We start from the raw sequence: 20994 nt of genomic DNA on the forward strand, positions 1-20994 counted from the left end.
CCCTCACACCGGGCGAGGAACCCAGCGCACTGCACGGCGTGCACATGCCCCGCGAAGACACCCTGCTGTTCGGCGCACCATGGGAACGGCATGTCGTCGAGGTCGCGCGTTCGGGGTCGCGATCGCGGTGGGGACCGGATGCAGCCGTCCTGATCACCAATAACGGCGACACCGCCAAGCATGGCCACGGCAATGAGGACGCGATGGCGTTCGCGGTCGGCGAGTTCGACGGTCAACCGGCGACCGTGTTGGTGTCCGGCGATGGGGTCACCTCGCGAAAGCATGGTGAGAAGGCATCGGAACTCGTCGTGCAGACGATCCGCGACACTCTGGCAGTACAGCTGCAGGCGGGTGTCGCACCCGAAGCGGCGATGCGGCTGGCGTTCGAGGAGGGCATGGATGCGATCGAGAACCTGACCGCCGCCGAGTACGCGAATCTGAAGCCGGGGGAGCGGACGCCCGGAGCTTCCGCGGCGGCGGCGATCATGTTGCCCGGAAAGATCATTGTCGGGAAATTCGGTGACGTCGAAGTGCTTTCGGTGGATCCGGATGATCCGATGGCAGGCGCCGAAATACTGGATCCGGTGGATCCCGCCGATGTCGAGCACCACTATTTCGCCGCGGAGAAAAACCTCCCAGCGGATGCGACGAGCTACATCAAGACGTTCGCAGTCGAAGGCAACCGGGTCATCGGGGTGTTGACCGACGGTATGCCGTTGTACGCGTTCGCTGATGCGGTCGCCGCCCATCCGAATGATCTGCAGGCGATCGCGGTCACGCTGGCCGACCAGGCCCTGGCGGACGGTGGGCCCGACAACGCCACCGGCGGGATCGCGGCGTTTCCGCCGCTGCCGGTGGCGCAACCCGGTGAATGGGTGCTGTCGAAGCATCCACTGTCGCCGGAATCCACCGAACGGCAACGTTTCTCGCCGGGTCCAGGGGACGAAGGCCATGTGTCGACCGCAGTGTTCGAGAAGGCGCTGCCGGGCAATGAACCGCACATGCTGCTGGACCTGGGGCCGGTTGCCGCCCTCACCCATATCGGCAACGCCAAGCCGGGCGGTAAGAAGAAGTACCCGGGTGGTGTGGCCAAATCCCATCAGCATGGCAACGAGGACGCGGTGGAAATCGCCGTTGTCATGCACAACGGTGAGCCCATCGAGGTCGCGATCGTCTGCGATGGTGTGTCCAGTTCGGCGGGTGGCCACAAGATCGCCAAGAAGTCGGCGAGAACGGCGCTCGCCCATGTGAAAGCGGGGATCCTCGCCGCCAATGGCCGGGAACTCGACGCACAGCGGATCGCCGAGGGCGCCGTCGACACCGTGCAGGCCGCCGCGGAGGCGACGCCCGACAGCGCCACCACGATCGTGATCGCCGTCGTACAGCGCGGGAAGGCCACCTTCGCATGGTCCGGCGACAGTCGCGGCTTTGTCGGCTTGGAGCAGGTGACCCGGGATCACTCATTCCTCAACCAGCTCATCGACAAGGGAATGTCCGAAGCCGAGGCGCTGAAAGCAGCCGAATGGAGTGGCGGCAGGCTCAGCCATTCCGTCATGGCAGGGGCATCACCGAAGGGGACCACGACCTACAGCAAAGTCGTCGAATTGGACCCGGAACGCAAGGTCATCATCTCGATCGGTTCCGACGGCTTCACCGACAGCCGCGACGCCGACGAGGTCGAGAAGGTCTACGAGCAGAACCCGGAGCAGCCGGAGCGCATCGTGATCAGGTTGGCCGGGTTGGCGCGCGCTATGGACGGTGGCGACAACCTCACCGTCGCGGCGCTGATGCATCCGCCCCTCCCGGCGACCCGCGACCGCCGCGTTCTGCTCCCGGTGGCGGCGGGTGAGGTCGACGGGCCCGAGTTCCCAGAGGCACCGCGCCCGCCGATCGATCCTCGGCTGCCACACAAGCAGCAGGCCGCGCTCCGGTTCGCGCAGGACAAGATCCAGGACCGGGACCGGCTTCTGGGACGCGTCGACGGTATTCGGCGTCAGCTGCGGATTCTGGCCCGCTACGCAACCAAGAAGTTGCATGCGCCGATCAACCTGTCGGAGCTGGGGCCGCCGCAGCGCTGGGCGGCGATATTCCGGGCCAGGGCCCGCAATGCCCCTGCCGAATCCCAGCTGCGCAGGCACTTCGACGAGATGGCTCGGGTCGCGGAGCTGTACGACGCGCACCACAACCAGCTCGACGAACTCGATGCCGATCTGAACCTGCGGCTGGCCGATGGTGTGCTGTTGTACAAGCGGCCGCGCGAGATCTGGGTGGATGAACCCAACCAGTGCTTCACGGTGGTGCAGGCCGACGTCGCGATGGTCACCGGCCGCACCGATATGGAGATCGTGCCTGCTGATCCGTTGACTGGCAGGCTGTTTCGGCAGGGCGCGGCGGGTTTCGCCAATGCCGAACAGCGGGGCAGTCCCATCGAGCCACAGTGGTGGGCGAACCTCGACGACGCGGTCGATGACTTCGAGTTCCGCGGGCGGACCTTGGATCGGCAACAGCCGGATACCCGTAATCCGGGTGGCAACGGGATCAAGATGCTGGTGGCCCTCCCGCGCCAGCTCGGAGCCACCGAGAGAGGGCCGGGATATCACCTGGTCTGGGTGATCCGGCATGTTGTCGGCAGTGTCCAACGCCTGGAATACCGCGATCCGATCAACGGTGTCTTCATCGCCGACTGGACTCCGGATCCGGGCGGCCCACCGGTGATGGTGCTGCACCTGGACAAAGGCGGCGTCCCGGTCCAGGTCGACAACGCGAACCCGCTCGACCCGGACACCATCCCGCAGGGGGAGATCTACGTCGGCGCATCGCCCGGCGCCGGGCTCGGGGAGGAAATCGCCGGGCTGTACAGCGATCTGGTGTTGCAGCGGATAGTGTCCGGTGAGGTTCTGGACACGGAGGGTCGAGAGTTCCTGGATTATCCGGCGAAGGTCGGGCCGGAAGAGGTCGCGCTGCTGGAGCAGCGGTGGTGGCAGCTGGCCGCCGAGTTCGCCGACAATCAGGGCGAAGTCGCGCGGCTGATGACGCCGGAGGCTGTGCGGCAGTTGGCTGTGCAGGGGGTACACCAGGATCCGGTCGGGACGCGGCTGCAGAAGTTGGACCGGGTGCTCGACCACGCCAGGAAGTTCATCTGCGCCGGTGCGCTGGCCGGTGGTATCGAAAAGCTGGCGAAAGACCGTGCTGAGGCGGATGCTCGGCGTGTCGATCCGACGGAGCCGGATGAGTTCCGGTGGACCCAACGGTTCCGGTGGCTGAATATCCGGGTCGGCTGGCTCGTCCAGGGAATTCGGAAGTTCCAGGGCCAGCATGGTGGTGGGACGCCGGGGACCGAGTGGCCCGCGGCTTACGAGTGGCTGGCGGACATCACCCAGGGGCGCGACGCGGCGGTGCTGGTGTGGGGGCATCGGTTCGGTATGCGACCCGTCGAGCGGGGCGATCGCACGATGCGGCAGTGGAGCAACCTGTCGGACGGGGATCGCGACCTGTTCACCACCTGGCTGCCCGGTTGGGTGGCGGCGACCGGCGGGATCGCATGGTCGGATCGACACCGCGCCAATCAGGCAGTCGTGGAAGACACCGCTGCCCGATCGAGCACGCCGAGAGCCGATCTCGGCGAGGACGAACGGCACATACTGGAGCTACTGCAGGAACGCGGCCAGGCGTTCTTCGACGCGGGCGCTCGGGCCGAGCGAGGCCGTCCGCCGGTCACGGTGCTGGTGTCCGATGCGCCGCATCCGAACGTAGTGTCCGAGGTGCGGCGGGACGCGCACGGGCGGTTGCTGGCGGTCATCGGGCGGCCCGGCGCGACCACGATTCGGCTGCATGTCTTGGGGAATCGACCCCAGGAGACGGTGCCGGATTTGCTGGACGAGGCTTTCACGTGGCTGGATGACGCCGGAACCGGCAGCGCGGTGGCGTTCTGGTTCGCACCGGACGCCACGGATACGGCGGCTGGACATCAGCTTGCCGACGATATCGTCGACAGTCTGATCGGCGCTTGGCCCACGGTCCACCGGTGGAATCAATCGCGGCCGCAACCGGCGATCGATATCGTTCTGCACCCCAGCGCCTTCGGCATCTGGCCGTTCGCCGAGCGTCATCTCGCCGGGTGGAATCCGGCGCGCAACCCGGCCGGGAACGTGCCGCAGGTCCGCATCGGCTTCTCGTACCCGGAGTTGCAGGCCGAGCCGACCGCGTCGTACCGGCCGCCGGTCGAGGACGAGCTGCGCGCCGATGCGCAGGAGCGGTTGCGGGCGTTCGACGCGGCCCGCGCGGATGCCCGCCGCGACCGGATCGCAGAGCTGGAAACAGCCCGCCGCGACGCGGAAACCGTTGCCGCGCAAGCACAGCAGAAATTCGATGAACTCAACGAGTTCCATCGGGAAAACTTCCCGCTCGATACGGTGACGATGGCAAACGCGGCCACCCTGCGCGGGCAGGCACGAGCCGCTGCGTCGTCGGTCGGGGTGATCCTGGGCCCGCGCAGGCGCGGGGGTCCCAAGGAGCGCCCCACCGTGGATGCGGAGCATGCCCAGCGGATTCGTGATCGCTGGCGCAGCCTGAACACGCTGGAAGACGCCGCCATTCGGCACCACGAGGCGGTCGAGGAGACCACCCGGCTGCGGGACTTGACCGACCGACTCGCCGCCGGAGTCGAGCAGCGGCGTGAGCTCGAAGCGGATCGAGTACGGCGGACGGAATGGTTCCATTCGCTGGCGGACCGACCCGAATTCGCCGAGTTGGATTGGGGCACAACCTGGCCGGAACATGTCGCGGTATTGCGCCGAGAACGGCGGCGCTGGCTTCGGCAGTTGCTGAATGAGCTGGATGTCGAGCTGCGGTGGCGGTTGTTCGGCACGCCGGTAGTCGACGAACTGCACCCCGCGCAGGTGCGAGAAGTCGTCGCAGCGGTACAGGACCTGCCGCCGGACGCACCGCTGCGGGTCGCCGCCGACCGACTGCGGTGGCTCGACGAGATGCGCGGGACCGTCCATCTGATTCAACGAGCCACCACGCGGCTCGCCGGCCTGGACGGTGAGGTCGACGCCATCCTGCGCGAGGTGGCCGACGGCCCGCCGCGGGAACAGGACTTGCCGAGGCCGACGCCGGTGCGCGCCGAGCCGACGGCTCACCGTGCGGGTGGGGTCCTGCGTCGGATTTTGCGGCGCCTGAACGTTCTGCCGCAGGCGGGCGGCGAGGGTGATACCGGACCCGCGCGGCCGGATTCGCAACGGCCGCAGGCGAATCAGTGTGCCCCCGAGGCGATGCGGGCCAATGCGATCCGCAACAACCGGGATCCGAACGGCATTCGGGACGCTGACCCGTTGGCAGGCACTCTAATCAGTGCCGTCGAGGAGTGGGCAGCTGGACCAGATCAGGAACCGGTGCTGTTCGAGCAGCTGAACGACATCGGTGACGCTTTCGACCGACTGTTGGCCTGGCATGACGAGCTCAAACGTCGGAACCCGGACGATGAGAACGCAGGCGACGGGCTGGCGATGTTCGTGGCTGACGGCCTGGACAAGCGGCTGGCGCACTTGCGCGAACTAGTGCTGGTCGTCGAGGACGGTGTCCCCCGCGTCGATCTGGTCGATGCCGGTCGCGGCACAGTCATCCGCAACTTCGTGCCCGAGCAGCTCGCCGAGGGGGAGCAGCCGAAGAAGGTGCTGGCGTTGGCCAACCAGCACGGCGTCGCCGTCGCCGAGCCGGAAGGCCTCGACCCGCGACCGGCGCGCGATACGGATGTCGTCCTCGGCCGGGTCGAACCGAGCAAGCCGACCTATGACATCGCGCCGATCACCGACCCGCAGGGGCGGAAGGTCTCGACGACGATGCGCCGCGTGCGTATCAAAAAGGTCGAAGGCGACCCGCTGCCGCTGTTCGTCGGCGCGGATGGCAAGCGCTACAGCACGCGGGGAGGCACCTTCGGCGAGCTGTTCGTGATGGATTCGGTTCCCGACGCGGGGTTCCGCAGTGATGCGAAAGGCACCCACACCACGGTGTCGCGGACCTACCGGGCGCAGGAGGGCGGTCCGGCGGCCTTCGGAACGTGGCAGATCGTCAACGGCAGACTCCACGACATTCATCTCGATAGCGAGGACGGGTTCCAGTTCGACCGGACCGATCCGAAATACATCGCTAACCTCCGGGCTGAGCTGCGCCGCAACGGATTCAACCCCGACTCCCTGCCGTTTCGGCCAGTGAGACATCAAGGTGAACTGTGGAACGGCCGGTTCACCGAGGAGTCGTCGGCGCCCATCGTTATCGACAACAGCGGCATGGACCTGGACAAGGTCTTCGTCGGATTCGGTGTGGTGGACGGCGACGACTTCTCGGTGGATATCACCATGATCCAGGCGACGGCGAACGGGATCGCGGTCACCGTGACCTTTACTCCGGTGCGGGGCGAATCCGGTTCCGCGGTAGTGGAACTGGAGCGGGTCGACGGTGAATACACCGCGCGCTGGCGGGCGATCGACCTGGGGACGGAACCGGAGCGTACCCGCCCGGTCTTCGACCTGCTGGACAAGCGGACCACCGCCTGGTTGGACTGGTCCGGACTCGAGTGGGCCGCCGACAGTGCGACCCCGGGAACCTCCGCGCCGACAGTGGTGGAAACTGATCTGTTGGAATGGGAACCGACGCATACGTTCGGTGCGACCTTCCTTCCCTATGGTCCAACCGCGGACATGCTGAATGAGCAAACGCTTGTCGGAGTGCGGAACTGGCTGACCACGCGGCTGGCGGACTGGGCGCTGTGGCGGGCCGACGAGATCGTCGCCTCGATCGACGAGATCGTGGAGTGGGTTTGTGCGGCGCCCCACCGGAACGATGACAAGATCCGCGTCACCTTCGAGGTCGGCGACGGGCGGCTGCGGGTCTCGGTACATGACGTCGACCGCCTGCTGGTGCCCGTCCCGGTCCTCGGCGGAGCCGACCGGGCGCCGCTGCGGCGCGGTGGTGTGGTCCGTGAGGACGGTGACTGGCGTAAGCGGGTTTGGTTCGAGCTGACCGAACCGGATCCGATGCCGTTGCTGGAAGATGTATTGCAGCGCAATGGGTTGCAGAGCCTGGAATCGCTGTTCCCGCACTCCCGCGGACACGGTGTGTTGGGGGTGGCGCGGCAGCGTGGGCGGGTGGTGGCCCAGCTGTTCGACGAGGCGGCGCAGCGGCCGGGGATGTGGCAGGCGCTGGTGGCGCGGCATCCGAAGCTGGGCGGTCTGATCGGCGCGGTGCCCGATGCGGCGTTGAAGCAGGCGGTCACTGCCGCACTGGGGCCCGACGGGGCGTTCGACCAGACCACGACGGAAATCGTGGCGGAGATGCACGGCACCTTCGAACAGGCGATGGACGCGCCGGTACCGCTGTTGGCGGCGAAGCATCTGCCGGATATCGGCCCGGACGGTGGGTCCGCGGACCAGGGCGGCCGGGTCCAGGCGCAGTTCAGGCTGGGACCGCCGGATGCGGACACGGTGATCTTGGCCGCGGCTGACACCGTGAGCAGCCCGGACGAACTGCCGCGGGTGCTCGCGGGCATCGCCGACACCTATGCCGCCTACCAGGCCGAGCTGGGTACCGTGACGATGATCGTGACCGTCAGCTATGACCTGCGGCAACCGACGGTGGGCTGGGCCACCATTCTCGATGATCGGCACGGCACCGATGTCTCGATGCTTGCCGAGCAGGTTGTGCTGCTGAACGCGGCCCATAGATTCCGCGCCGGGAACCGGCTGCGGATATTGCTGGACGGCGCTGGCGATCGCATCGACGTTGTGCACGCGGTCAATGCGCTACCTGAGCTGGACCAGGAGGTCGACAAGGAGTTCGACGTTGCTTCCCCGTGGGATGTGTTCGCGGAACTCGCCGCCGAAGCCGTTGACCAGGCGGAGGGCGAGGATGTCACCGACCGGATGGAAGCGGGTGCGCAGCGGCTGCGGCAGGCGTTGGCAGAACTCGGCCCGGTCCCCTCGGCCCAGCAGGTCGCCGCGGTGCTTGCCGAGCGTGCGGACGAGGTCACCGATCTGGTTGGGGTCGACCCAGCCGCGATCGCCGACTTGCCCGGAGCCGACGACTATTCCCGGCACGTCGCTACCGTCATGCTGCTCGCCGAAGCGCTTCGCGCTGCCGAGGAACGCGTCCGCAAGGAAGAACAGGATTTCCGCGACGTTGCGCCACCGGAGGCAAGGCAGCAACTGACGCAGCTGCGTCAGACCGTGCATGCGTTGAACCGGTTCCGCCGTTCGGTCGCCTATCTGCCCGGTGCACCGACTTCGGCGGTGCTGTCGCTGACGGATCCGTTCGTCGCGATCGGCATCAGCGCCGAGGCGGACTTGATCGATGTCAATCTGATTGTCGGCGAGAAAAGTCCGGTGTCGCTCGACGAGGGGCTGCAGCACACTGTCGACCGGTATCAGGCCGCCAAGGACGTCAACCCGGACCTGGAGTTGGCGTCGCTGATGTACCGAGGTGCGGACCTGCGCCGCATGGTCGACGAACTGACCGCGGTTCTCCAGCTGCGTCTGCTCGCCGGTGAACAAGACAACAACCTGGCGTTGCCCACGGTCCAGATCCAAGCGCACGGTGATCGCGGCAGCGACGGCGACCAGCTGGGCAGCTGGTTGGTGACGTTGCTCGGCAACGCCGTCGTACGCCGCACACTCGAAAAAGCCACCCTGGCAGCCGCATTCAGGCTGACGCCGGATGCGGTGGATCGGCTGATCGCACCGATTTCCCCGGTGCGGGATAGCTGGATTCGGCGCTACCGGGCGGCGCGCGACGAGGTACTGCCGGACATGGTGGTGTCCAATGAGCTGCTCATCGGGCAGACATTGGCGGATCTGCGGGTCAAGGGCGAACTCACCGGGGCCGAACGGGATTTCGTCGAAGTGCATGAACTGCTGAAGCGGATCGCGGATATCCAGCGGGCCGAGCAGCAGATCGAGCAGATCATCGCACTGCACGAGGCGCTGCGCGACACCTTGTCCCGGTGGGAACAGAAGCTGGACACCGGCGAAATGTTCGACGAGTTCGCGCAGCGCGCGCACGAACTCGACCAGGTGGCCTGCACGGTGATCGAGGCCGAACGCGAGGCGGGTTTCCGGCCACCGTGGGTGCGCGGCCGGATTGTGGAGAACCTGCGCGGTCTCACGCCAGGCGAGTGGTTCCAGCCCCGTGCGGCCGTGCGGCAGCTGTCGGCCGACGAGGACGAAGCGCGGGGTCTGCTGGAGGCCTTGCTCGGCGATGTCGACCCGGCGAATCTGACCGACGACCAGTGGGCCGAGCTGGATCTGTTCACCGAATCGGTTGCCCGGACTTTGCTGGAGATCAGGGCACTGCGCGCCGAGCTGGACCGGGTCGCCGAGGTCACGGACATGCTGGCGATGCAGCGTCCGCTGCTGGACACCGAGTTGGACCGGGCCGAGCGGGCGGCCAGAGAAAAGCCGCCCGCGCCGCGAGTCGACTTGGGCCACAACCTTTCCCAGATTCGTATCGATGCCAGGGCGCGTCAGATGGCGCCCGGCGGCTTCTTCGCCGATGGCGTCGTGCTCGCTGAGTTGGACCTGCTCGCGGCCGCACTGAAGGCAGCGCACGTAAACCGGTTGAACGCGCGGACACAGTTCGCCGACACCCACATGCGGCTCGGCATTGTCGCGCCGGGTGTGGACGCGCTCGAACAGCTGCAGGATGAGCACACCGCGGCAGTGGGAAGAGACCCGGACCATGCCGCCGGGCTGGTCGAGTTGATCGCCATCGCGGAACGCCATGATCAGTGGCAGCAGCAGTTCGGCATACTGGACGCGCACGCCACCGAGCTCGAAGCGGTGGCGGCCAAGCTGCGGGCCGCCAAAAGCGAGCTGCTGCGAGACGCCGCCCGATCCGATGCGGAGTTCGCCGAGCTGTCCGGTGAAGTCCAGGCGCTCGAACGACAGTTGCGCGAGAAACTGGCCGCCGCCACCCGGCTGGCCACCGCGGGCCCGGTCGCCACCCGTCCGGAGCCTCCGACCGGCCGGACCAACGGCATCGAGGTGGTGCCTGACCAGCCGGCCCGGCCCCAGTCCCAGGCCCCGGATGCCGAGGGCCTTGCTACCTTCGTGCGGCGGGACCCGAGGCCGCTGTTGGCCGACCAGTGTTGGCCCGCGATCGCGGCGGACATCGCCTTCCGCGGCAAGCGTGATCGCTCCGGAATCCGGGCCGCCGTCCCGGGAATGGGCGCGGATCTCGCGGACGCCGAGGAGTGGCTGGACCGGCCCGGGCGCGAACCGGTGCTCGCACATCAGCTGCACGGTCTGCAGGACGGATTCGACCGGCTCGAGGCCGAGGTAGCCGCGCGCGAGGCACAGCGCAAGGGCAGCGGCAACGGCCTGCAGATGGTTGTGGCGACCGCACCGCCGGAAGGTCTCGGGCACGCGGTGCTCTGGGTGGCGGTCGTCGAGGGCGACAACATCCGGGTCGAGCAGCTGAATCCGAAGAACAACGAGATCATCCGCGACTTCCGACCGCCCGCGCGGGATCCGGAAGGCCAGATCGCGGTGGCGATATTCGTCGGCGCCGACGGCTACGCCATCGACGACCTGGCCGGCGTGGAAACCCGGCCGCCGCGGCCCCGGCCGTTCTTCGTCGGCGCGGCGGAACCGGCCGACAATGCGGTGCTGGTGCGGGAGGCGTTGAAGCAGGCAGGGATCGGTGATATCGCCCAGCTGGTGCATCACGCGGGCGAAATCCCTGATCCGGTGGCGGCGCATGCGCAGGGCCGCACGAACACCGTGCTGTGGGATTTCTCGACCTCCGAACAGCGCAAGGCGCTGCAGGAACTCCACCCGGACGTTCTCGGCGAGGCCGAAGGCATTCCGGGGCCGATCCGCAGCAAACTGAACGAAAAGGCGCTGGAAGAGGAATGGCAGCGGCGTAGTGCGGACGATCCGCGCAGGCGCGACCTGGCGGCTTTCCGTGTCGTGGTCGCGGAAGGCAAGAAGCGGGCTCAGAAGATGGGGGTACCGTTCCATCTGCTGTCGTTCGACCGCGGCAACGGGCTCGGCAGTCCTGGCTGTGTCATCGTCGAGTACGGTGACCAGGAACTTATCGCGCAGGACGTGATCTGGTTCGTCCCGGAACATGCCGGTGACTTGGACGAGATGGCCGTCTCCGCGCACATCGGCGCGGACTTCGCTGAAACCGAGCATCGGCCCACTCGAGTGGCCGCTACCCGGGTGGTGCACCGGCACGGTGATGCCACAGGTCTGCGGGACCGGGAGAATTTCGCCGGCGAGGCGGTGGTGCATCGGGTTTCGTCTTCCAACGGAGCGCGGGACAACCGGGCAGTCCAGGACAATGAGCCGCCGCTCATTGAATTGATCTCCCGCGGTGACACTCCCGGTGTCGAGGCATGGGCGGCGGTAGCGGCGCAGCTGCACGGCAATGGTGTCGACGCGGTGCAGGTTCGGCAGGGCGCTATGCCTGCGCGCCTGGAGCCACAGGACATCACCGATCGGGTGACGCGGTGGCTAGCGGAGCTGCCCGGCGCACCCGAACTGCAGGTCCGGTCGGTCGAGCCATCCGGGCAGCTCTGGATTGGTGATCCGCGCACTGCCGATCAGGTCGTGGCGTGGATATTCGCAGGGACTACTACGGCATCGCTGCGCAATGGGCTGCACCAGGCAGTACAGACATTCGTGGAACGCCAGCGCGCAGGCCAGTCGCCCGCGGTGGTTTTGTTGTTGGCAGACAATTGGCAACAGTTGGCCGACGACCTTGTCGAACTCGCGGAGAACTGTGCGGACACGACCGCTGCGGAGCAGAAAATTCAGTTGTTCCCGGAGAAACCGGGCGGCCGAGAACTGTTGTTCGCCGCCGCGAATGACGACCGGCTGAACGAGCACCGCGACGCCTTCACCCATTTGCCGAAGCCAAGGCACGTGCCGGACGAGCCCCTGCCGCAGCCCATCCAACGGGCCATGGACTGGGTTTCCCGCCATTCACCGTTGAACCGGCAGCGCCCCAAGTCCGCAGCGCCGGCCACGGCCGGACCGGCCCCCGTCGAACCCGGGCTCGGCGAGCTGAATACGATGCGGCGCTTGGCTCGGGCGCGGCATCCGGAGCTGATTGCCGAACTGAAGAACCGCTTCCCCGACACGAATGTGGCCGATCTGGTGCGGCCCGGGACGCTGCGGGACTTCTGGCGGGACGAACTGATCCAAGCCAGGGACGTTCTTATCCAGACGGCGGGCAACCCGCCGGGTGAGGATGAAACGCTCCGGCATTATGCCGCGGCTCTGATCGAGCAGCCTGATACGCCTGCCGAGGTGCGCGGGCGGGCCACGGATTACGTCTCGCTGTACGACTCGGTGACAATGATCATGGACGCGGGCCGGTGCGCGATGCGGCCCGGGCTGATCGACGAGTTGGAAGTCCTCCTGTTCCACGCGCAAGCGTGGTTCGAGCAGGAAGTCTTGCTCGCGGAGGAATTCGACGCACTTAACGCACAGGTGGTCGCGCTCAGCGAAAAGGCACTGAGGATCCGTGCTTTGGCGGAAGTGTCGGAAGAGATCAATGCGAGCAATCGGGAATCGACGGCGACGGAGCTGCGTCGACTCGACCAAGAATTCGACGACGAGCTGGCGGCGACCCTCCGCAACGCCAGGCAGATCACCGATGAGGACGGAGTCGGCGCGCAGTTTGTGCTGGGCGCGGATCTGATCGCGTTCGCGGATGGCGATGCGTCGCGCCGATCCCAGCTGCATCAGGTTCTGTTGAAGCATGGCAGTCGCGAAGATGTTGCCGTACACCCGAATGCATTTTCCACGCACACACCGGAACAGTTACGGGCGGCTAGGGAAAAGGCCGCCGCCGCACTCGGTGTGCTGGTGGGCAGCCACCCCGAGCAGCTGACCCCGGCCCGGGTCGCGGGGATGACGGCTCAGCTGCAGCAGCAGCATGACCAGGCGCGCCTTGCGGCCGCGGAAAAATGCCGGGCATACGACAGGCTGATTCCGGACGCGACGGAGTTCGTCGCGGTACAGCAGCGACAGGGCGGCGTCGACCGGCTGCACGCGGCGCTGGCCCGAGCGAACGCGCGGCTGCTGGTATTGGGACGGCACCTGGTGGATCTCGCTGATGCCGATCGGGAATGGCTCGCCGACAACGGATTCGGGCTTTCGGAGGGCATTCCGGATGCCGCACGGCTGCGGCGACTGTTGGACAAGGCCAAGCAGCGCAAATTCCGTCCCGAGGAAATGGCCGTCCTGGGCGACATCGAGAGTTCGCTCGCGACGATGCTCGAGGTCGCCGAACAGTGGCAGCTGTGGGATCGGCGGATCCAGTGGCTCAAAGAGCTGGACTTCAAGTTCACGTCTCTTGCGGGCGAGCACTTCCGGCTGCGGCGGGAACTCGACGAACGCAACGGGCGGATCCAGGTGCAAGCCGGGTTCGAGTTCGACTGGTTGGGGCCGGATGTCGAGCGGGCGGAGCAGCTGCGCCGATTCCAGCGCACTGAGCGGGCCGTTCTCGCGGTGGATATCGGTCACGATGTCCTGGCCGATGCGGGGCTTTCCGAGACGGAATTGACTTGGGCGCAGCTGGATCAGCTGATGGCAGACCGACCCGAGATGTTCGCCGGGCGTCATCGCCTCGGCCTGGTCGGGCGGATCGCTCGGTTCCGGGAGCTGGAACAGCTCATCGCCGATGTCGCCGAATTCGACCGGATCGCAGCCCAACTCGACCGCATCCACCAGGCGTTGGCCGTCGGATTGGCCGTCGATGTCGTGAAGGTCATCGGCTCGGCCACTGTGACGGACCTGGCCGACTATCAGCAGCCCCACCCCAAGTTGGTGCTGCATCTGATCGATGGCGCGGCGGATTGCCTGCTGCGGGCCACCGAGGCGGTGCGGCAGAAGGTGGGGGGCGAGGTATCGGCCCGGCTGCGGCGCTACCCGACAACGACCGGAGGCATACCGGCCCCGCTGGCGCCGGAACTGATGGAAGCCGATCTCCGGGAGAACGGGTACCGCGACATCCGGGAGGCCAGAGACCATGTGTGGAACACCGGTGATGGTGTCGTACTGCTGATTTCGCAGCTCGGATTCTTCGACGCCGCTCGGCCGGGTCAGCATGCCGTCGGAATGGTGCGTGACGGCGACAAGGTGATGGTCTTCGACAACGGGAAGTGGACCCCATTCCGGCAGTGGGCAGCTGAGCAGAAGGGCATCCGCAGTGTCGCCGGGTTCGAGATCATGCGGGGCGGCACGCCGAGGCGCCCGCTGGTCGACGGGAAGTCGCAGGCGATCGCCGGGTTGGACTACGACAATGTCGCCATCGCGGGCCGGTTTGACGCACAACCCGAATACGTCGAACCCCGGCCGGCGCTGCCGAAGTTGCTGCCCGAGCCCGACGGTCAGCAGTCGCACGACCAGGCCCAGCAGCTGTGGCTGGAGTTGCGACAGCGGGTGGACGCCGCTGTCGCGGACCTGGATCAGGCCGAGGCGGATCGGCGGCGCCCGGCGCTGCTGGATCAGGAATGGCAGGGCCTGACCGAGGGTGACCAGCTGCTGCTGATGGATTATCTGTCCGATCACAACGGGTTCGAGCCGGCGGCTGTCGCGGCGGATCTGTCGGATTCGATGGCGGACGCGCTGACTCGGACGCAGATCGCGAAGACGCTGCGCCGCGGCGAGGGTGCGTTCACCGACGAGGACCGGTGGCAGTTCCGGGAAATCACCGACTGGGAACACCGGCTGCAGATGGCCGAGCGCTGGGCCACACACCTGGGCAATCCGACGGTGACCTTGCGGGGGCACCGGTTGTTCGGCCGCGACGACCGCACCATGTTCATCGCCGGCGATAGGCGCCGGGTGAAGCAGCAGCGGGCGAAGCTGATCGTGCATGTCAACGGGAACCGTTGGTTCGACGGTGTGTTCGACCGCGGTACCTTGCACACCGTCGACACGGTGATGACCGATCTGACCACGGCCGCACCCGATCGGCCGGTTGTCTCGGCATGGTGGTCCGGGGCGCATGTCACCACCTTGTTCTGGGATATCCAGCGGCTGATTGCGGAGCTCGATGCGGCGGACCTGGATCTCGAACTGATCGTGCACGAGGACGGCGTGCGGATGATGGAGAACGCGCGCCGTATGCTGGCGCAGCTGCCGCCGCACACGCTTGAAGTCGCGACCACCGAGGATGTCGACGAGCAGACGCCCGCGCAGGCCGGTGACGCCGCGGGGATCGTGCAGGCCGCATTGCGCTGGGAAGGCTTGTCCAGCGTCCAAGACCTGGTTCTGCGCCCTGATATGGATGTCGAGCAGGCGCGGCGGTTGGGGGCGCGCAACGCCGCGATCTGGCGTCGACTGCCGCACTATGCGCGTTCGGCGTTCTTCGACGACTGCCCGCAGGAGATGGTGCGTTTCGTCGGCTGGCCGCACGAGGCGCGGAACAAGGCGGGACGCGCGGCGCTGGACCAGCCGAGCGCCGAATTCCGCCTGGCGGCAAGGCAGATGCACAGGGTGGACGGTGAGCTGCGGGCCGTGATGGTCGGGGTTTCGGCGTACTTCTTGGGTGCTCACGAGCTGCCGGACGGTCGACTGGAAATCCGATTCGCGATCAAGGACGCGAACAAGTCGACGAGGCGGAAGTGGCTGGAAACGCAGACCGTGCTCAACGAGGCCCGGATGAGTGCGCTCACCTCGAACATCATCGGGGGTTTCCGTCGGGACACGATCACGACCGAGTACGTCGTGGTCCGACAGGGTCCCGCAGGCGCGGAAGCCGATACGGCCGAGACCGACGGCAATGCGCTGGCCTGCGAGATCGCGGCGGAAGTCGCCGGTGAGCACACGCTGTATCCGGATGAGCAACGTCAGGAGAACCACCTCGTCGGCATGGGCACCGGCGCCGCCGCGGTGCACCATCTCGTGGCGGCAGACGAAGTGTCCGCCGACATCGATTCGGCCCGCGACAATGACGACTACTTCTGGTTCCCCGATCCCGCAAAGGAGATCCATCGGCGGCGCATGGACGCGGCCACCGCGCAGCTGCCGGACCGGAACCGACGCAACCTCAACGATGTTCGGGTCGAGAGTTTCGACAACTACCTGAACTACCTGCGTACCCGCGGTCCGGAGCACTGGGCGAACCTCGACTTCCCGAAGGAACTGCGCACCGCGGCCCTGCGCCGCGAGCTGCTGGCGGCCCGGATCTCCGAGCTGGCCGGGGAAGTGAGCATGGTGGTCGACCTCGACGAGGTGAACCATCCCCTGATCGACGAGCTGAACGAACGGCTGCTGCGCCGGGCGGCTCAGGGTGACCAGGTGGAGGACGGAATCCTGCGGCTGCAGCTCCTGGCTCCGAAGTTCGCGATCGCCGATGCCGAAACCCGATTCTTCCGCCGGATGGTCGACGACCCGGATGCCGCCGTGCCCGACGAGTGGCGGGTGCAGGACGCGCTGCTCACCGAGCTGCGCGACGTGCACGCCGAACAGGTGCGGCAACGGCGGCAGGTGATCGCATTGCAGCGCACCCATCATGCCCAGCTCCCGGCCGAGGCACGCAGCGAGAACCCGGCGCTGCGGCCGTTGTCGGTGCGGCGCACCGAGCTGCACCGCGAACTGGCCGAAGACTTCGACGCGCGCCCATCAGAGCTGACCCCGAAATTCCTGCGCGGGCAGATCAAAGAATTGACGTGGACCGACCCGCGCATAGAGCGTGCCAAGCGGTATCTCGCGGTGCGCGAGGTGGCCCACGCCGTCGAGGCCCGCGACCGCTGGGACAACCGCCTGTTCTGGCTGCTGCACCGCGGCGAGCGGGTGATGAACCTGACCGACCTGCGCAGTGAGATCGCACCGGAGGAAGTCGAGAACCAGCAGTGGATCGACGAGCAGTTCGCGCTGCTCACAGCCGAACTCGCCGACGGCCTCGAACTTCCGCGCAACGGCGACACCGCGAAAGTTCCCGTGTTGCCGCCGCATACCGGCCCGTTGAACTGCGCCGTACACGCGACGAGACGGTTCCGGGCCTACCGCGAGGACCGTGGGCATGTGCTGCCACCCCAAACCGCACTGGCTGACACCAAGGCAGTCAAAACATCCGGGGTGCCTGAGATCCGGGTCGCCCGGGCGGGTGACGCCGACCGGCAGCGGTTCCGGTTCCTGCGTGATCTGCTCGACCATCTGGAAGCCGCCGGCGGCGCAATGATGGGTCTGCTGCTCTATCGCGGCGTCCAGGGCATGGGGCACGTGTTCTACGCGGAGATCGCCGAGATCGATGGACGGGACCAACTGGTCATCTGGGATGTCGACGAAAACGGTGAGTGGGCTGTCGACGAAAACGGCGACCTGCTGCCAGCCGCCATCGGCTGGGAAGCGGCCGAACGGTGGATGATGCGCCATAACCGCCGCGGACTGCGCGGCATTTTCGGCTACTTCGCGGACGCCGAGGGCAATGTCGAAGTCCCGTTCCTCACTGGCAAAGACCGTATGGTCCCCGCCGACGAAATCCCGGAACGCGTTGGTGCGATCCCCGGCGACACCGAACGCGCCCCGCCGGTGGATCAGCCGATCGAGAACGTGACGACGCTGCTCAACATCGCCGAAGGTGAGTCGCCGCGGGTCAATGACCTGCCCGCCCCGGACCGGAATGTCGTGCGGACGCGGGAGCTTGTTCGCGCTACTGGGCTGCGCAACGAGACTCGTGCTCAACGAGACGCGGTCGCCGAAGAGTTGCGGGTGTATCTCCCCGACCAGACCGAGTTGCCGCGCAAGCTGCGGACAGCAGCCCAGTTCATCATCGACACAGCGCCGTTGGTGGACACACAGCTCGCCGGCCGGGTGGCCGACAAGCGCGTGGAACAGTGGGATGACGAATGGATCACGACCATCCGGGATACCGCGAGCGGGTTGGACACGCAGGACGCGGCGGCTCTGGTGCGGCTGTGCGACGAGTACACCCGGCTGTACGGGTTGCAACGGCTCGTCGATGAATACGACCGACGAAATGCCGAAGTTCGACGGATCGCCGAGCGGGGATTCGGGACGCGGACCGAGATGGTCGCTGCTCTGGCGGCTCAGTTGGGTGTCGATCCGGAGAAGATCAACCGGGCGCGGCTGCGCTCCGCGGTGACTCTGCTGCAGAACCAACTGCGGTGCTTGACCGACGCCGAATGGGAACGTGCCGCGCAGCGGGGCAAGTTGCCGGACTTCTGGAGCTGGTTGGCGAGCCGGATCGAGCTGGAGTGGGATACAGGTATCGCCCAAGGAGCTGTCCTCGCGGTAGACAAAGCCCTGAAGAAAAAGGCCCAGCTGCAGCGGGAATCCGCGCGGTCATTGGAGGCTACGGCCGACCGGTTGGATGTGGAACTAGCGGAAATGCTGGCCGTACCAGAGTTGAGTCCGGTATGGCGGGAGGCGAATCCGGCCCGGCCAATGGCCGAATTGTGGCGACTGAACAAGGAACTAGGCCAGCCATCGGAGATCACCCAGCTCCTGCAGATCATCGAGGTTTTCCTCTGGGATGTCGCCCAGACGGTGGATGTTTTCCGGATCACCGGCACGGTGTCGTTGACCCCCGCCGACGAGCTGATGTTGTTGGAGGCGATCCACGAATACACTCCCGGCTATCTGGAGAGCAACCTCGGACTGCTCACTGTCAAGGAACGGGCTTGCTACGAGCTGTATTTCGGTCCGGAACAGAAGCCACAAACCGAAATCGACGCCGATCTGGGCTGGGGCAAAGGTGTCGCGTTCAACGTTCTGCATGATCTCGCGCATGTCCTGATCGCCCGACTGCCCGAGGGAGTCGTCGAACTGTTCCTGAGCGCTGGGCGGCTGCGCCGTGCTACCGCGCTCGACGTGGTTCGGGAGACCGGGTTGGGTCTGTCGGCCATTCGGCAGATCCTTGGTGGCAACTATCTGGGGTCTGCGAACACGGCGGCCAAGGTGCTCCGTGTCGCCGAGCCGCTCGGGTTGACCCGCCGCCGCCCCAAGGTGGTTGCCGATCCGACCGGATTCACCAAGGTGGCCGATCCCGCGCAGGTCCCGGTTCTGGTGGTGCGGGACAGCTCCGAACCCGCAGCGCCCTCGCCACGCGCAGCGGCCGGCTCTACTGGTCGCGCGGTGCCGCAGGTGGTGCGCGCGGTATGGCGGAAAAATCCGGCGTTGCTGCAGCCACATCTTCCGGCTGCGGATTCCTTCGAGTGGAAATGCTTCGAACAGTTCCTCCAGGGCCGAAACGCCGCGCAGATCGCGGCCGAGGAAGGCAAGGACCGGAGTACCATTTCTCGGCTGGTGAAGCGGGTTGCCGAAGGGTTGGCCGAAAAGCTTCCCGAGGACCTGCTCGACCGGGTCGAGATCTCGGAGGCGGCGCAGCCGCCGACGGTTGCCGATGTTGCTCACCGTGCCGGGGCCAGCGTCGAGACAGTCCGCCGGTTGTTGCGCGAACCCGCAAAGGTGAGCGAGAAAACGGCACAGCGGATCCGGCAGGCAATGACCGAAATCGGTTTCGTTGCAAAGCTGGCTGTGTCGGCACGCGGCGTCTCCAGGGACACAGTGCCCGGCCGGTCGGGCGTAGGAGTGGTCGACACAGCAGAGAAATCGGCGCCTGCCCGGGAGGCACCGCCGAAGATCTGCGGTATCCAGGTGCAGAAGGCCGGTATCTGGGTGCTGGGATCGAAGGCCGATCCGAGGATGAAGGCGACGCGGCGCACCAAAAAGGTTGAGCGCGAAGGGATCTCTGAAAAACAGCTCGCCAAGGGTTTCGTCGCGGACATGGACGAGGATCCGTTCGTAACCGGGGTCGAGGGCATCGAGCTGGGGATCGGGCAGGTGCGCGAGCACGGCGGGATAGTCGCGCTGGCGATCAACCACTGGAAGGGTCTCGGTCACGCGGCGCTGGCGTTCGAGGTCGATGACCGCTTCATCACGGCACATCGGGATATAGCGGACCTGCAGCCCGGTGAGGTGGTGGTCTTCGACAATGCTGAGGACGAGCTCGGGATTCCGATTGTCATCGGCGGCGCCGAAGGCCGGCTGATCCGCGGCGAGGAGGAGGTCGCCGTCTGGGGCCGCAAGGTCGGCGCCCGCGCCGGTGTGGTGAAGCGAATTGTCATCGGCCGCAACGGGAAGGCGAAGCACCCGCTCGTCAAGGAAGACGGCTCGGTGGCAGAGCCGGTGAACGCGGGCTCGGGGATGCTCGGTGCGCTGGTGCTGGACACTCCCGCCGGTCAGGTTCGGAAATTGCGCGAAGACATCGACGGGCCGGGTACGGCGGATGAGGGATTGTTCAGGTCTCGCTTTATGACCCGCCTCGAGAATAATTTGGATGGCTGGTTCGATTTCGAGGACATGACGACTGTCATCGCGATGCAGGGTCGTAGTCGGGTGCACCAGATGACCGTCCAGGTGCACGAGCAAGAAGGACATGGCAAGCCTTTCCGGGATGGTGTATCCCCGGATGTGGCGAACATGGACGACGACGAGTATGCGTCCGCGGGAATCGCGGAAGAAGCCAACGCCTTCGCCGAACAATTCGAAGCGGGTCTGCGCGCGGAGGACGCGGGCTATTTCTGGCGGCGAGACGAGCACGCGGAGATCTACATCACCGCGCGTAATGAGGCTATTGACAAGGCCAAGGAGGGAAACCCCGAACTCTCCGAGACGGATTTGGTGGCTATCGGCCGTGCGAAGGGCACTCAGGAACTGCGGGAATTCTTCGGAAAACCTGGTGAGAACGATGAACCCAGCTATTACACGGCGATGTACCTCCGGGATAGGGAAGATTTCAAAAAACTCCCGATCGAGAAAATTCGCCGACCGAGCTCGTCGGAGGCAGCAGCCGAGCTGCGCCGGTTGGCAATGAAGCGCACTGGGGCGAGCCGGGACCTTGCGCGCCTGCAGCGCGCCGTCGATCGGGAGATCAGGCGCGCGGCAGCTTTGCCGGCCGCGCCGGTGTCAGACCGGGACGAGCGCCGCCGGGAACATGCGGCGCTGAATCTTCGTGACA

Annotated in this window: 1 protein-coding gene (only partly in view); it reads left to right on the forward strand. The window is 66.5% G+C overall.

Annotated features, from left to right (window positions below; all coding sequences use genetic code 11):
* Positions 1-44 precede the first annotated feature (44 nt).
* Positions 45-20994: the beginning of an alpha/beta fold hydrolase gene (locus AB0H00_RS15450; protein ID WP_357266140.1), read on the forward strand. 108275 nt of this gene lie beyond the right edge of the window; 20950 of the gene's 129225 nt are visible here — the first part of the coding sequence; its start codon is at positions 45-47; its stop codon lies beyond the right edge, outside the window.

Source organism: Nocardia sp. NPDC023852 (assembly GCF_040639505.1).
Taxonomy (GTDB): domain Bacteria; phylum Actinomycetota; class Actinomycetes; order Mycobacteriales; family Mycobacteriaceae; genus Nocardia.